This window comes from Gaoshiqia sediminis (genome assembly GCF_025907915.1).
Classification (GTDB): Bacteria; Bacteroidota; Bacteroidia; order Bacteroidales; family Prolixibacteraceae; genus Gaoshiqia; species Gaoshiqia sediminis.
This window is the reverse complement of the sequence record NZ_JAPAAF010000044.1, coordinates 1-14,269: the sequence shown is the minus strand read 5'-3', so window position 1 is coordinate 14,269 and position 14,269 is coordinate 1. Positions and strand designations below refer to the sequence as shown.

13 protein-coding genes and 2 tRNA genes are annotated in these 14,269 nt (G+C 44.3%); 9 read left to right on the top strand and 6 right to left on the bottom strand.

Going from position 1 to position 14,269, the window contains the following annotated elements; translation table 11 throughout:
* Positions 1 to 48 precede the first annotated feature (48 nt).
* From N2K84_RS17995 to N2K84_RS17975, 5 genes are all read right to left on the bottom strand, one after another.
* Positions 49 to 2,298: a RelA/SpoT family protein gene (locus tag N2K84_RS17995; RefSeq protein ID WP_282593222.1), complete on the bottom strand. Its 2,250-nt coding sequence runs from the start codon at positions 2,296 to 2,298 to the stop codon at positions 49 to 51.
* Positions 2,299 to 2,480: 182 nt separating this feature from the next.
* Positions 2,481 to 3,644 carry a glycosyltransferase gene (locus tag N2K84_RS17990; RefSeq protein WP_282593221.1) on the bottom strand — a complete coding sequence of 388 codons (1,164 nt, stop codon included), beginning with the start codon at positions 3,642 to 3,644 and terminating at the stop codon, positions 2,481 to 2,483.
* A 55-nt stretch (positions 3,645 to 3,699) separates the two neighbouring features.
* A complete protein-coding gene (locus tag N2K84_RS17985; protein WP_282593220.1) occupies positions 3,700 to 4,167 on the bottom strand; it encodes an NUDIX domain-containing protein in 468 nt (155 codons plus the stop codon).
* A complete protein-coding gene (gene miaA, locus N2K84_RS17980; RefSeq protein WP_282593219.1) occupies positions 4,164 to 5,075 on the bottom strand; it encodes a tRNA (adenosine(37)-N6)-dimethylallyltransferase MiaA in 912 nt (303 codons plus the stop codon). Before miaA ends, N2K84_RS17985 begins: the two co-directional genes overlap by 4 nt.
* Before the next feature lie 55 nt (positions 5,076 to 5,130).
* Positions 5,131 to 5,655 (bottom strand): IS1096 element passenger TnpR family protein, encoded by a 525-nt coding sequence (locus N2K84_RS17975; RefSeq protein ID WP_282593218.1) that lies wholly within the window; start codon positions 5,653 to 5,655, stop codon positions 5,131 to 5,133.
* A gap of 360 nt (positions 5,656 to 6,015) precedes the next feature.
* Here N2K84_RS17975 and N2K84_RS17970 point away from each other — a divergent pair, with 360 nt between their 5' ends.
* Complete coding sequence (locus N2K84_RS17970) at positions 6,016 to 7,266, top strand: ABC transporter permease (protein ID WP_282593217.1); 1,251 nt, start codon at positions 6,016 to 6,018, stop codon at positions 7,264 to 7,266.
* A 147-nt stretch (positions 7,267 to 7,413) separates the two neighbouring features.
* On the opposite strand, the gene N2K84_RS17965 is transcribed toward N2K84_RS17970, so the two are convergent.
* Positions 7,414 to 8,409 (bottom strand): class II fructose-bisphosphate aldolase, encoded by a 996-nt coding sequence (locus N2K84_RS17965; protein WP_282593216.1) that lies wholly within the window; start codon positions 8,407 to 8,409, stop codon positions 7,414 to 7,416.
* A 255-nt stretch (positions 8,410 to 8,664) separates the two neighbouring features.
* Here N2K84_RS17965 and fbaA point away from each other — a divergent pair, with 255 nt between their 5' ends.
* From fbaA to N2K84_RS17925, 8 genes are all read left to right on the top strand, one after another.
* The gene (gene fbaA / locus N2K84_RS17960) at positions 8,665 to 9,744 is read left to right on the top strand and encodes a class II fructose-bisphosphate aldolase (protein WP_282593215.1); all 1,080 of its coding nucleotides are present in this window, start codon (positions 8,665 to 8,667) and stop codon (positions 9,742 to 9,744) included.
* 169 nt (positions 9,745 to 9,913) lie between these two features.
* Entirely contained in the window at positions 9,914 to 11,275 is a 1,362-nt protein-coding gene (locus N2K84_RS17955) for a sodium-dependent transporter (protein ID WP_282593214.1), read from the top strand.
* Between the two features lie 64 nt (positions 11,276 to 11,339).
* Positions 11,340 to 12,245, top strand: coding sequence for a helix-hairpin-helix domain-containing protein (locus N2K84_RS17950; RefSeq protein ID WP_282593213.1), 906 nt, complete (start codon positions 11,340 to 11,342; stop codon positions 12,243 to 12,245).
* A 135-nt stretch (positions 12,246 to 12,380) separates the two neighbouring features.
* A complete protein-coding gene (gene rpsU / locus N2K84_RS17945) occupies positions 12,381 to 12,572 on the top strand; it encodes a 30S ribosomal protein S21 (protein WP_282593212.1) in 192 nt (63 codons plus the stop codon).
* Positions 12,573 to 12,613: 41 nt separating this feature from the next.
* A complete protein-coding gene (locus N2K84_RS17940; RefSeq protein WP_282593211.1) occupies positions 12,614 to 13,498 on the top strand; it encodes a tyrosine-type recombinase/integrase in 885 nt (294 codons plus the stop codon).
* Between the two features lie 18 nt (positions 13,499 to 13,516).
* Positions 13,517 to 13,819, top strand: a complete 303-nt coding sequence (gene hpf / locus N2K84_RS17935) for a ribosome hibernation-promoting factor, HPF/YfiA family (protein ID WP_282593210.1) — start codon at positions 13,517 to 13,519, stop codon at positions 13,817 to 13,819.
* Between the two features lie 174 nt (positions 13,820 to 13,993).
* Positions 13,994 to 14,067: transfer RNA gene (locus N2K84_RS17930), tRNA-Thr, on the top strand.
* A 107-nt stretch (positions 14,068 to 14,174) separates the two neighbouring features.
* A tRNA-Tyr gene (locus N2K84_RS17925) sits at positions 14,175 to 14,257 on the top strand.
* The last annotated feature ends 12 nt before the right edge of the window (positions 14,258 to 14,269 follow it).

Here is a 14,269-nt window from a genome sequence, read left to right as displayed (position 1 = left end):
AACGCCCAAAAATAGGAAATTTTTTAGATAGTTTAGTCTAAATAAAAATTAATCCTCGATTTTTTCCATCCGTTCAATGTTATCTATTCCTTTGATTTTCATCAATCGGGAGATCAGATTCTTCAAGTCGTCAACATTGTGGATATAAAGATAAAGTTCACCTTCGAAGATGCCGTCATGTGTATCAAACATAACGGTGCGCATATTGATGTTGTTCAGTTTGGAGATGATGTTGGTTACTTCGTTGACGATTCCCACCCGGTCGAAGCCGTTTAACTTAAGGCGGGTAAGGTAGGAGCGTTTTTTAAACTTGGTCCACTCGGCGGTAATGATCCGGTCGCCTTGTTGGGACATTAGTTTGTTGGCCTCCGGGCAGTTTCGTTTGTGGATGACCACATGATTCGTGGAGGTCAGGTAGCCGAGCACATCGTCGCCCGGGATGGGTTGGCAACATTTTGCCAGGGAATAGTTGGTTTCTTCCGGGTCTTCCTTCAGGATGAAGGTGTTCTTTTTGTCGATCTTTTTATCCGGTATTTCCAATTCCAGCTCGTCCTCTTCTTTCCTTTTCCTGTTGAAAGAAAGTTTCCAATACTTGGCCAGTTTATTTTGACGACGGGTTTTCAGAATATTCTCCAGGTCGTTAAAGTCGATAAACCCCATGCCAATCTGGGCATACAGCTGGTCTTTGTTGGACAGGTTGTAATAAGCTGTCAGTTTTTTCAACGTATCCGACGAAGGTTTAATGTTGTATTCTTTTAGCTTACTTTCTACGATTTCGCGTCCTTGCTCCAGGTGTCGTTTTTTATCGAGTTTAAAGGCTTGTTTGACTTTTGCTTTTGCTTTGGCGGTTATGATGAATTTCAGCCATTCGATATCGGGTCTTTGCGTTTTTGAAGTCAGGATTTCAATTTGGTCGCCACTTTCAATCACGTGGCTCACCGGCACCAGCTTGTGGTTTATTTTTGCGCCGATGCAACGGTTGCCCAAATCGGTGTGTATTTCGTAAGCAAAATCGATGACCGTTGCGCCTTTCGGTAGATTGACCATCCTTCCTTTTGGAGTGAAAACGACGATTTCGGAAGAATACAGGTTCATTTTAAATTCATCCAGGAATTCCAGCGCATCCGATTCCGGATTTTGAAGCATTTCGCGGATTTTTTCGAGCCAGCGGTCCAGCTCTGTTTCGCTGGCTTGCACTCCTTTGTATTTGTAATGGGCAGCAAAACCGCGTTCGGCAATGGCATCCATCCGTTCGGTTCGAATTTGCACTTCTACCCATTTCCCCTCGGGCCCCATCACGGTGACGTGCAAGGCCTCGTACCCGTTTGCTTTGGGGATAGTTATCCAGTCGCGGATGCGGTCGGGCTTGGGTTTGTATATATCGGTAATCAGCGAGAGGATATCGAAACACTGTCGCTTTTCCGATACTTTTTCCTTCGGTTTGAACACAATCCGAATGGCCAGCAAATCATAGATTTCGTCAAACGAAATTCCTTTGGTTTGCATCTTGTTCCAGATCGAGTAAATTGATTTTAACCTGCCCGAAATATTAAAGTCGATTTGTTCTTTTTCGAGTTCAATCTGAATGGGTTTGATAAACTCTTCAACCAAATAATCGCGCCGTTCTTTTTGGCTGTGCAAGCGGAACTTTATCAGGTTGTAGGTATCGGGTTGCTTGTATTTCAAACTGAGGTCTTCCAGTTCGGTTTTGATGGCGTACAAGCCCAGTCGATGAGCCAGCGGCGCAAAAATATACAGGGTTTCGGCAGCTATTTTCAGTTGTTTGTGGGGCGGCATGCTTTCCAGGGTGCGCATGTTGTGCAGCCGGTCGGCCAGCTTGATCAGGATGACCCGCACATCGTCGGATAAGGTCATCAGCATTTTGCGGAAGTTGGTCGCTTGTTTGGAATCGTGCTGTGAGGTAATCTCGTCCGATAATTTCGTCAGGCCATCCACTACTTTGGCCACTTTAGCTCCGAAGAGGTTTTCGATATCCACCAGGGTGTAGTCGGTATCTTCTACCACATCGTGCAGGATGGAGGCGATGATGGAAGTGACCCCCAGCCCGATTTCGCCCGATACAATGTTGGCGACAGCCAGCGGGTGAATGATGTAAGGTTCGCCCGATTTCCGTTTTACCCCGGCATGGGCGCTGTTGGCAAACTCAAACGCTTTCCAGATCCGCTGGCGTCCTTCCTCCGAAATACGTTGGTCGAACGAGCGGGCCAGATCATCGTAATAATCTGCAATTAGCCGCTGATCTGCTTTGGTTTGTAATTTGCTGATCCCTTCCTCCATGGTATGCTCCCTTAAACCGAATTGTAATCGGTAAATATATACTTTTTCAGTCTTAATTGTGAATGGCCTGAGCTTGACGGACATTCAAAATTTACCAATCGTTAAAATTAAATGAAAGTATTTACAGGCCTTTTTTGTTCATGCGGATGAAAATGTGACTGGGATTACCATTTTTTATTGGCCTAAGGAATTCGTGTAGCGATCTGGCCATAGACATCGAAAAAAGCTTCCACCATGTTTGCCCAGGAGAATTTCTTTTTTTCATCCGGAATGTTGGCTTCAAATACGGATTGCCGGTTATTGGTGTAAAAATCAACCAGCGCATCGGCAATAGAACGGGGTTCGGGTTTTACCACGTACCCAATTTTGTTGTGGGGGATGATTTCGGCCAGCCCGCCAACATCGGTCACCAGCATGGCTTTTTCGAAGTGATAGCCGATTTGGGTAACACCGCTTTGGGTGGCGCTTTTGTAGGGCTGGACCACCAGATCGGCCGCACTGAAATAGCGGTTTACCTCATTGTCAGGTATGAAATCGGTTTTCAGGACCAGGCGGTTTTCTAAATTCAACTCGCGGATTAATTCCAGGTACGGGCCTGGTTTGGTGTAAAACTCACCGGCTACAATCAGTTTTACAGGAAACTTTTTCAACCGCTCATCGGAAAAAGCTTTCAGCAGTATGTCCAGTCCTTTATAGTCGCGGATGAACCCGAAAAACAGCAGGTAACTGGTTTGCTGGTCCAGTCCAAGCAGTTCTTTCGCTTTTTGTTGGTTGAGTTTCTCCCCGAAGCTGTCGTATAGCGGGTGTGGGCAAAGGGCCCTGGGCAGGTTCGGGGTGAACTGGTCAATTTCGTTTAAAACCGATTCCGACATGGCTACCATCCCATCGATGCTGTTCATAAAATAACGGGTAAGCAACTGGTCGCCCGGCCTTTTTTCGTGCGGGATAATGTTGTCGGCGAGGCAAATCACCCGGGTGTGCTTGTTTTTTCGGGCTAAACGGCAAATCGTGCCCAGTGCCGGGGCCATAAACGGCAACCAATAGCGGACCATCAACAGGTCGGGTTTTTCTTTACGGATGCGCCGTCCTGCTTTTATCCAACTAATGGGGTTGATGGAGTTGACTGTTCGTTTGATGGACAACCCGGCTGGTGCAGGCCCGTCAACATACTGGCTTTTCCCGGGGAAGAGAATGCCGGGGTACTGTAATGTGAAGGTTTCCAGATCAACCTGGTATCCCTGACTGATGAATTCGCGGGCAAGCCTTTCATTGTAAGTGGCTAATCCTCCACGGTAAGGATAGGCCGGGCCTATTATTTTTATGGTTTTTGTCTGATTCTCTTTCATAAATCTACTTTGCGCAGGTAAAGACAACCGGTTTTGGTCGAGTCAAATTAACCAATTATTTCTGATTTTGCCCGTTTTTCAGCAACGTGGCCACATACCGGTCAATCGGGAAGGTGAACATTTCCGGGGCGAGGGAATGGATGGATACCCACCGGAACGATTGGTTGCCGTTTTCGTTCTTCCCGAAATCAAATGGTTTACTTGAAATTTTAAAATTCACTGGCTCTCTCAATTGAGCGGTATAGTAAATGCTGATGAGTTGGTGATCCTCGAAAAAAAGGGCTTTTTGATAAAAATCGGTTGTGTAAAAATGGGAGATTTTTTCAATTTCCTGGTTGCATTCTTCCCGCATTTCCCGTCTCAGGCAATCGATGGTGCCTTCGCCAAAATGCAGTCCGCCACCCGGAAATTTGGTCATTTTTGTGCCCAGTTGAAATTCATCGGTCACCAGCAACTCGTGTTGTTCGTTGATGAATATTCCGTAAACCCGGATGGTGAACTTGTCAGGAAGCTGGCCGGTCATGCTTGCTGGTTTATTTTTTCATGAATAAATTGGATAATTTCTTGTTCCTGTTTCGGGGCGAACCAGTGAATCGAAGGATCTTTCCGGAACCAGGTCAATTGTTTGCGGGCATAATGCCGTGAGTTTCGTTTGATCAGTTCGATTGCTGTTTCCCGGTCGGTTTCACCGTCAAACCATGCAAACAATTCTTTGTATCCTACCGTGTTAAGCGCATTCAGGTTTCTCAGGTGATAAACGCTTCTGGCTTCTTCTTCCAGCCCCATTCGCATCATCAGATCTACCCGTTGGTTGATCCGGTCGTACAGTTCTGCCCGATCCCGGTTTAACCCGATTTTCAGGATGTTGAAAGGGCGTTCTTTCCCTTGGTTTGTTCGTAGCGAAGTATAGGTTTTCCCGGTCGTCAGGCAAATTTCAAGTGCATGAAGCAGCCGTTTGGCGTTTTTTAGGTCCACCACGGCATAGTACTCCGGATCCAGTTTTTTGAGCTGCAGGCGCAGGTGTTCAATCCCTTTATCTTCGTATTCGGCATTCAATTCTGCCCGCAGTTTTGGATCTGCATCCGGGATATCGTCAATGCCTTTGCAAACGGCATCGATATAAAGCATGGATCCACCGGTCATGATAACCTGGTCGTGCCGGGCGAACAGCTTGTCCAGAATCTGCAAGGTCTCCTGTTCGAAACGGCTGGCGCTGTAATAGTCGTTTATGGAGTGGCTGTGGATGAGGTGATGCTTTACTTTCTTCAGATCGTCGGGAGGTGGTACGGCAGTGCCGATGGATAACTCCCGATAAATTTGGCGGGAGTCTGATGAAATAATTTCTGTGTGAAAGTGTTGGGCTAACCGAATGCCCAAATCACTTTTCCCAATTCCGGTAGGCCCCAAAAGTACGAGTAAGGTTTTATGCATTTTTGTGTAAATGAAGGGGGCAAAGGTAGGGCTTTTCCTTTAAAATGGAAGGGACTTAAGTCCCTTCCATGAGATCTTCCATTTCGCCAAAAATTTCGGTATAATCATCTAAGTCACCATAATCATAACGTTCCTCCTGGGCTTGTGTTTCGTAACCCTGTTCCTGAAGATCTTCTTCAAGGATTTGTGCAGGGGCATCACCGAAAATTGCGGTGACTGAAGGTTCTAAAAGATTCTTTCCCATAGATATTTGCATTAATTCAATATAAAATAATCGGTCCTGAAAAAAGTCAAATACATATAACAAACGTTGCTGTTCGCAATTCAGCAAGTCTTTTATATGGGTTTTTGACATGATGTAGTTTGCACTGCCGGCAATTCCCATATCCAGTTGGGTAATTTCAATTTGTCTTCCCCAGTTTGTTCCGGCTACGAAAAATGAAGCTAATTGGTCGGGGCTAAAACGGCAGACGCGTTGAATGCACTGGTGAAAATCTGCAAAGGTATGTTGTCCATCCAGCTCTGCTTGAAACGAAAATCCAGGTTTTTCAATCGAAGTAATTTTGAATAGAAATACCATACGTTTGTAAATTGCTTCGTGTTAGGTTTATGTAAAATTTTCTTTCTCGTTGTCACACAGGCATTTTTAACGGCGGGGTTTCGGAAAAGGTTAGGTAATAAATGTTAAAAAATATTAACTAGGAGAGAGCGTCGCTTCAAGTGGTTGGAGGTGTGCCCGTTAATTGTCGTGTTTTTTAGCTGGAAAATATTTATCTCTGAGGAGTGAGAAATTCAAACTTAAAGGCGTGGTCAACTCCGTTGTTAGGTTTGCATTTCTTGAAAATCAGTTGCTGGTGGCTATTTGTACGCTTGAAAATAGTGCTTGTTTATGCCATAAATATTTAGGAACTTGATCCTCCATTCAGGGGTAATTCAACACATGATGCGATATAGTGCCCTGTTTTTCGAAAATCTGCGGATTGCTATGCGTTCGGTAAAAACGAATCTGTTGCGTACAATCCTGACCGTATTGATCATTGCAGTTGGTATAACGGCATTGGTCGGTATTTTAACGGCTATCGATTCTATTAAATCATCTATCACCAAGGAATTTACGTTTATGGGTGCCAATACGTTTACCATTACTTCGCGGGGTATGCGCGTTGAAATGGGAAACAGCCGGTACCGAACGAAAAACTACTCCTACATCAATTATTACCAGGCTCGCGATTTTAAAGGGCGCTTTGATTTTCCGGCTGTAGTTTCCATCTCGGTCAATGCCACCGGAACGGCAACTGTGATGTATGGGTCTAAAAAATCGAACCCAAATGTGCCGGTCACCGGGGTGGATGAAAATTACCTGACTACCGCCGGATTTGAAATACAGGATGGAAGAAACTTTACAGCAGATGAAATCCATTCGGGCCAGCCTGTGGCGCTGATCGGCGACGGCCTGGTCAGGCGTTTGTTTGGCGCAGGCGAAAGCTCTTTGCAGAAGGAAATCCATATTGGCAGCGGCCGTTACCGGATTGTAGGCACGTTGAAGTCGAGAGGTGGTGGATTTGGCAGTGGGGGCGATGAACTTTGCCTGTTGCCCTATTCTAATGTCCGGACGTATTTCTCCCGGCCGCAAATGAACTTCAATCTACAGGTGAAGGTGGACAATCCGCTACTGATGGAGGCTGCTTTGGGAGAAAGTGAAGGTCTTTTCCGCATTGTGCGCGGACTGAATCCAACAGATGAAACCGATTTTAATATTGAAAAAAGCGATAACCTGGTGAACATGTTGCTGGATAATATTAAGAATATTACGCTGGTGGCAACCATTATCGGGATGATTACCTTGTTTGGTGCTGCTGTCGGATTAATGAATATCATGTTGGTTTCGGTGACCGAGCGCACACAGGAAATTGGTATTCGTAAAGCCATAGGAGCCAATGCCAACCGCATCCGTCAGCAATTTTTGATTGAAGCGGTGGTCATCGGTCAACTGGGCGGGTTGCTTGGGATTGTGTTGGGCATCCTGATGGGGAATGTGGTGTCCATGATTATCGGAGGAACGTTTATCATCCCATGGTTCTGGATTTTTGTCGGGGTGTTGTTGTGTTTCGGCGTGGGAATTGCTTCCGGATATTACCCGGCTCAGAAAGCCGCCCGTTTCGATCCGATCGAAAGTTTGCGCTACGAATAGCGGCCTGAAACTGTTGAATCAAGGCTGGCTTTGATAATATTGGCAGATAGTGCAATCATTGAGAACTGTTCGTTCTGTATAGGCGCCTGCGGGATAAAAAAAAGGATGACCGCCGGGCCATCCTTTTCTGTATGTTGAATACCGGAATTAAGCTTGGTTAGCTGAACCAAGAACTTCGATATTTTTGTGCATGTACAATTTTTTCAGCTCTTCGCGGGCTGGCCCAAGGTATTTGCGCGGGTCAAATTCGCCTGGTTTTTCAGTTAAAACCTTACGAACAGCAGCAGTCATAGCCAAACGTCCATCAGAGTCGATGTTGATTTTGCATACGGCCGATTTTGCAGCGCGACGCAACCATTCTTCGGGAATACCAACTGCATCCTTCATTTTTCCACCCAATTCGTTGATCATCTTAACATACTCTTGCGGAACAGAAGACGAACCGTGCAGTACAATCGGGAATCCGGGAATGCGTTTTTCAATTTCTTCCAAAATGTCGAAACGCAGCATTGGCGGGATTAACACGCCATCTTCATTTACAGTACATTGTGCGGGCGTGAATTTGTTGGCGCCGTGCGAAGTACCGATAGAAATCGCCAGTGAATCAACACCGGTTTTTTTCACGAAATCTTCTACTTCTTCCGGTTTTGTGTAGGTTGAATGTTCTGCAACCACATCATCTTCAACGCCGGCCAAAACACCCAGTTCGCCTTCAACAGTTACACCGTGAGCGTGAGCGTATTCAACCACTTTTTTGGTTAGGGCCACGTTTTCTTCGTATGAATGGTGAGAACCGTCAATCATCACCGAGGAGAACCCGTTGTCGATACAATCTTTGCAGAGCTCGAACGTGTCACCGTGGTCAAGGTGCAAAACGATTGGAATTTCGCAACCCAATTCTTTTACGTATTCAACAGCACCTTTAGCCATGTTCCGCAACAAGGTAGCGTTGGCATAATTACGGGCGCCTGAAGAAACCTGCAGGATGACCGGAGATTTTGTTTCAACACAAGCCTGAAGAATTGCTTGCATTTGTTCCATGTTATTGAAGTTATATGCAGGAATTGCATATCCGCCGTCAACAGCTTTTTTGAAAAGCTCTTTCGTGTTGACCAGCCCTAAGTCTTTATAACTTACTGCCATGTGATTTAAATAATTAGTTGATAATAATGCTTAAAAGTCGGTTTTTCGTTGGTTCTGTTTCAAAAGAGCACGTTGTCAGTCATCGTATTCCGTTGCTTTTTTCAAAACCGCGACAATAATAGGAATAAATCAGCACTTTAAGGCACAAATTCGGAGGCTGGTTTTTCATTTTAAAAAAACCTTAACACATTTTGATGAACAATTTGCCGGCTTGCCAGTTTGTGGGTGTAGTCATTAATTAAATGAGTTATAACAATGGGAAAAATATCGGATCAAATTAAGGCTGGGGTCGTTACAGGCTCTGATTTACAGTTGCTTTTTAAAATTGCCAAGGAAAACCAATTCGCGATGCCGGCCGTCAACGTGGTCAATTCAAGCTCGGTGAATGCAGTTTTGGAAGCAGCCAAAGTGGTGGACTCACCTGTCATCGTTCAATTTTCGAACGGTGGAGCCCAATTCTACGCCGGGAAAGGTTTGAAGCTGGAAGGCCAGGGTGCGCAAATTGCCGGCGCTATTGCCGGTGCAAAATATATCCATCAGATCGCAGAACTGTACGGCGTACGGGTTGTGTTGCACACCGACCATGCTGCTAAAAAGTTGTTGCCCTGGATTGACGGTTTACTGGATGCCGGTGAAAAACACTTTGCCGAAACCGGAAAACCCTTGTTCTCTTCGCACATGTTGGACTTATCCGAAGAACCAATTGAAGAGAATATCGAAATCTGCAAGAAATACCTGGCACGGATGAGCAAAATAGGGATGACCCTCGAGATTGAGTTGGGTGTGACCGGAGGCGAGGAAGATGGCGTGGACAATACGAATGTGGACAATTCGATGCTTTACACGCAGCCCGAAGAAGTCGCTTATGCGTATGAAGAGTTACTGAAAATCAGTCCAAATTTCACAATCGCAGCTTCGTTTGGCAATGTTCATGGTGTTTACAAGCCGGGCAACGTAAAACTGACGCCAAAAATCCTGGATGCTTCGCAAAAGTTTATTATCGATAAATTCAACCTTTCCGAAGCCAAACCAGTAAGTTTTGTATTTCATGGTGGGTCTGGTTCCACAACCGAAGAGATCCGTGAGGCCATTTCGTATGGTGTGGTTAAAATGAATATCGATACCGATACGCAGTGGGCTTATTGGGATGGTGTTCGAGCATACGAAGCCGCCAATCGTCCCTATCTGCAAGGGCAAATTGGCAATCCGGAGGGTGATGACAAGCCCAATAAAAAATACTACGACCCTCGGGTGTGGGTACGTAAAGGTGAAGAAGCGATGATTGCCCGCCTGAAATCGGCCTTCGAGGACTTAAATTGTATTGGTAAAAATTAACGTTCTTCAACGTTAGATGAAAAGCTCTCTGTTCTCGGGGGGCTTTTTTTTATGGTTGTCAAAAAACAAAATCCAAAAGATTTATTGTTTCGAATGAAAGGATTTTTGCATTTTTACAGCCTTTCAAAAATAACTAGTTATTCGGTTCAAAAAATCAAAAACAGAATATATGTCAATACAACCTGCAGGCAGAGATTCTTTCGGAAGTCGTTTTGGGGTGATTGCAGCCACTGCCGGCTCAGCGATCGGATTAGGCAACATTTGGCGTTTCCCATACGTGGCTGGCGAAAACGGGGGAGGGGCCTTCCTGATCATTTACCTGCTGTTCATTCTGGCGATTGGCATTCCGGTGATGATGTCGGAATTTCTGATTGGTCGCGGTGCCCAGCGGAATGTTTTCGGGTCGTTCAAGCTTTTGGCGCCAGGAAAACCCTGGTACCTGATTGGTTTGATGGGAGTAGCAGCGGCTTTTATGATCCTGGCTTTTTACACGGCTGTGGCTGGTTGGACGTTAGAGTATATCTATTTGTCGCTGATTGATGGTTTTTCCGGCATGAATTCGGAGCAGTTGGATGTGATGTTTACGGAATTTCGGGGTGGTACCTGGCGCCCGGTATTGTGGTTCCTGCTGTTTATGGGACTGACGGCTTTTATTATTATGTCCGGTGTGAAAAACGGAATTGAAAAATATACCAAAATTTTGATGCCGGTACTGCTGGTCATTTTAGTGATCTTGTCTGTTCGGTCACTTACCTTGCCCGGTGCAGGCAAAGGGTTGGCTTTCTTGTTTACACCCGATTTTTCGAAAATTACGACCAGTACCATTCTCGAAGCCTTGGGGCAGGCTTTCTTCTCACTGAGTATCGGGATGGGCACACTGATTACTTATGGCTCGTATATCGCAAAAAATGAAAATTTAGGTTCTACGGCTGTGTCGGTTGCCTTGGCCGATACGTTGATTGCAGTTCTGGCAGGCGTGGCTATTTTTCCGGCGGTTTTTGCTTTTGGTATCGAACCAGGCTCGGGCGAAGGGTTGGTGTTTATCACGTTGCCCAACATCTTTCAGCAAATGACCGGCGGGTACTTCTTTTCGCTTTTGTTTTTTATCTTGCTGGGAGTTGCGGCACTCACATCAACCATATCCGTGTTGGAAGTTATTGTTGCCTATTTTGTTGAAGAGTTGGGACTGACCCGGAAAAAGGCCACTTGGCTTTCTACATTTTCGGTTTCTGTTTTGGGGATTATGTGTGCTCTTTCCTGGGGAGTCATGCGTGACGTTAATATTCTTGGGTTCAACATTTTTGGATTGCTCAACTTCACTTCTGCCAATATTCTGCTGCCTTTGGGGGGTCTTTTCATTGTTTTGTTTGTAGCCTGGTATTTGGGAAGAGAAAAGGCCCGTGATGAATTATCAAATCAAGGAATGCTGAAGGTCACTTATATGCCGCTGTTCTTGTTTATCGTGAAATTTGTTGCGCCTATCGCCATTGCTTTGGTGTTTCTGCAAGGAGTCGGTTTGTTGAAAATTTGATTTAGTTTGTTTTCTGTTTTTTCAGGTGCAGATTTTTTCTTAAATTATGCGAATAATTTGTATTATGAACTTCAATCAAATTATTCGCGAATATTTTACCTTTTCCCGGGGAGAGCGGATCGGATTGATTGTCCTGATTGGGCTGATCTTGATTTTTATGCTTGCCAATCAATTGGTTTTTTATTTTGAAAAACCCGGTGTTGCCGACAAGGAGCAATTTGAAAAACTCGTGGCCGAATTTGAACGTCAAAACGAACCTCCTTCTGTTGTTTTAAGTTTGTTCGCTTTCGATCCCAATCTGGTAGATTCTGTGGCTTTGGATAGTTTGGACTTGCCTTGGCGTATCAAACAAAACATCCTGAAGTACCGGAAACGGGGCGGTAATTTCCGGAACAAGAGTGATGTGCGCAAGCTGTATGGGATGACAGATTCTATTTTTGATGTCATTGCTGGCTATATTTCATTACCAGAGATTAAACCAATTGTGCCCCGGAGTTCATCACCGGTTCGTCATGAAACGATCTCAGAACAACAAGGAGAAGCCCGTAACTCAATTTCGAAATCTCCTGTCATTGTCGAAATAAATAGCGCTACGCCTGACGATTTGAAAAAACTTTCAGGGATCGGGCCGGTCTTGTCGGAACGTATCGTCAAGTATCGGAATTTGCTGGGAGGCTTTTATGCGGCGGATCAGCTTAAAGAGGTGTACGGGGTTGAGCCGGATTTGATTGATCGATTGAAGAGCCAGTTGACAGTTGATGCAACGCTAATCACCCAGCTTAATGTCAATTTTTCAGAAGCGAAAGAATTGGCTGCTCATCCGTACGTGAAATGGGAAAATGCGAATAAAATTACAGCTTATCGAACTCAAAACGGGTTTATCCGGGAGGTTGAGCAGTTGCTTTCGGATTCGGTGGTGAACAAAGAAGTATTTAAAAAAATACAGGTGTACCTGAAAACTAAAAACTAAACTGATTTGTTTATACCTCATGGGAAAGGCAACCAGATTCAGCTTTTAATTTTAAATTTTTGGTGATAAATTTGATTAGTAATATAGAATTCATAAATTTGCGGCTCAAAATTTTAACAGATAAAAACTAAAAAAATGATCGTTATTCCGGTTAAAGAAGGCGAAAATATCGAAAGAGCCCTGAAAAGATTCAAGAGAAAGTTTGAGAAAACTGGTGTAATCAAAGAATTACGCGGAAGACAAGCTTTTACCAAGCCTTCGGTCACAAGACGTGCTGAAGTGAAAAAAGCTATCTATATTGAACAAATGCAACGCCAGGAAGACTAGGTTATTGGTGTCTGGTTCCTGGTTGCAGTAAACATGGGTGTATGTCCTATCAGGAATCGTTTCTGAAATATTTGCGGTTCGAGAAAAGATGTTCGGACCATACTGTTGTTGCCTATAAAAAAGACCTCGATCAGTTTGAAGAATTTTTATTCAAGACGGTCGGGGATTTTAATATCCTGCAGGTAAGTAGCAAGCAAGTTCGGAGTTGGATTGTGTCGTTGATGGATAAAGGGCTTACGGCAAAGACGGTTACCCGAAAAGTAACCGCCGTAAAGTCGTTTTATAAATTCCTGATGCGGCAGGAACTTATCGAGGCAACGCCGTTAAGCACGGTGATTACGCCGAAAGTTCCGAAAAAACTTCCCTATTTTTTAGATGAAAACAGCTTGCATTGTTTGTTGGATAATGGGTACTTCAGAAACGATTTTGAAGGAATCCGGGATAAAATGATTATCAGCTTGTTTTATGGAACCGGAATCCGGCTTTCAGAATTGGTGCTTTTAAATGATCAGGATGTTTTGCAAAATGAAACCTTGATTCGTGTACTGGGTAAAAACAACAAAGAACGAATTGTTCCTTACCCTCGAAGCATGAACAAACTCATTGAAGAATACAGGTTGATTCGTGAAGCAACATTTGAAACGTGCAGTCCCCGTTTCTTTCTGACCTCAAAAGGAAAGCCGGTTTACCAAAAACTGGTTTACCGGGTGGTTAAAAACAGCCTTTCCCTGGTCACTACCCTGGAGAAAAAGAGTCCACATGTATTACGGCATACTTTTGCCACGCATTTATTGAATCGCGGAGCCGACCTGAATGCCGTTAAAGAACTTTTAGGACACAGCAACCTTGCTGCAACCCAGGTTTATACACATACGACAACAGAAAAATTACAAAGCATCTACAAACAAGCTCACCCCAGAGCTTAAAACAAAGGAGGAGAAGTTATGAATATTAATGTCAATGCCATTCATTTCACAGCAGATCAAAAATTAGTTGATTTTGCAACAAAAAAAACAACGAAGTTGGATACCTTTTTTGACGGTATTATTTCTGCTGAAGTCATTCTTAAAGTGCTGAAACCTGAAGCTGCAAATAATAAGGTCGCCGAGATTAAAATCTCCATACCTGCTAACGACTACCTGTTTGCAAAAAAGCAAGCTGATACTTTTGAAGAAGCTATTGACCTGTCTGTTGATGCTTTACGTAAACAACTCGCCAAGTTTAAAGAGAAGCTGAAAGAAAAATAATTTCAAAAAAAGCAGGATAACTTGCGAATTAATTCAAAATATTTATACATTTGCAAACCCTTTTGGAGATGCCCTTGGGCCATTCCGGTGAGATAGGGCCAAGACCACCAGTGAACATACGAAAGTGCTGATTATTGGCGGTTTTTATGCGAAAAAAGGTTTTGTAAATGTTTTGCCGGATTAGCTCAGTTGGCCAGAGCACGTGATTTGTAATCTCGGGGTCCACAGTTCGAATCTGTGATCCGGCTCAAAGGAAGGATGAAGATTAGAGTCTTGAAGATAAGAATGAGAAACAGCATTTTCGTTTCGAACTAAATTCTAATATTCCAACTTTCTACCGTTCTAATATTGAAATGGGGAGATACCAAAGTGGCCAACTGGGGCTGACTGTAACTCAGCTGACGTACGTCTTCGTAGGTTCGAATCCTGCTCTCCCCACACGAATGATGA

Coding starts and splice junctions, on each gene's coding strand:
- N2K84_RS17995 (WP_282593222.1), bottom strand. CDS start 2,298: ATGGAGGAAGGGATCAGCAAATTACAAACCAAAGCAGATCAGCGGCTA.
- N2K84_RS17990 (WP_282593221.1), bottom strand. CDS start 3,644: ATGAAAGAGAATCAGACAAAAACCATAAAAATAATAGGCCCGGCCTAT.
- N2K84_RS17985 (WP_282593220.1), bottom strand. CDS start 4,167: ATGACCGGCCAGCTTCCTGACAAGTTCACCATCCGGGTTTACGGAATA.
- miaA (WP_282593219.1), bottom strand. CDS start 5,075: ATGCATAAAACCTTACTCGTACTTTTGGGGCCTACCGGAATTGGGAAA.
- N2K84_RS17975 (WP_282593218.1), bottom strand. CDS start 5,655: ATGGTATTTCTATTCAAAATTACTTCGATTGAAAAACCTGGATTTTCG.
- N2K84_RS17970 (WP_282593217.1), top strand. CDS start 6,016: ATGATGCGATATAGTGCCCTGTTTTTCGAAAATCTGCGGATTGCTATG.
- N2K84_RS17965 (WP_282593216.1), bottom strand. CDS start 8,409: ATGGCAGTAAGTTATAAAGACTTAGGGCTGGTCAACACGAAAGAGCTT.
- fbaA (WP_282593215.1), top strand. CDS start 8,665: ATGGGAAAAATATCGGATCAAATTAAGGCTGGGGTCGTTACAGGCTCT.
- N2K84_RS17955 (WP_282593214.1), top strand. CDS start 9,914: ATGTCAATACAACCTGCAGGCAGAGATTCTTTCGGAAGTCGTTTTGGG.
- N2K84_RS17950 (WP_282593213.1), top strand. CDS start 11,340: ATGAACTTCAATCAAATTATTCGCGAATATTTTACCTTTTCCCGGGGA.
- rpsU (WP_282593212.1), top strand. CDS start 12,381: ATGATCGTTATTCCGGTTAAAGAAGGCGAAAATATCGAAAGAGCCCTG.
- N2K84_RS17940 (WP_282593211.1), top strand. CDS start 12,614: ATGTCCTATCAGGAATCGTTTCTGAAATATTTGCGGTTCGAGAAAAGA.
- hpf (WP_282593210.1), top strand. CDS start 13,517: ATGAATATTAATGTCAATGCCATTCATTTCACAGCAGATCAAAAATTA.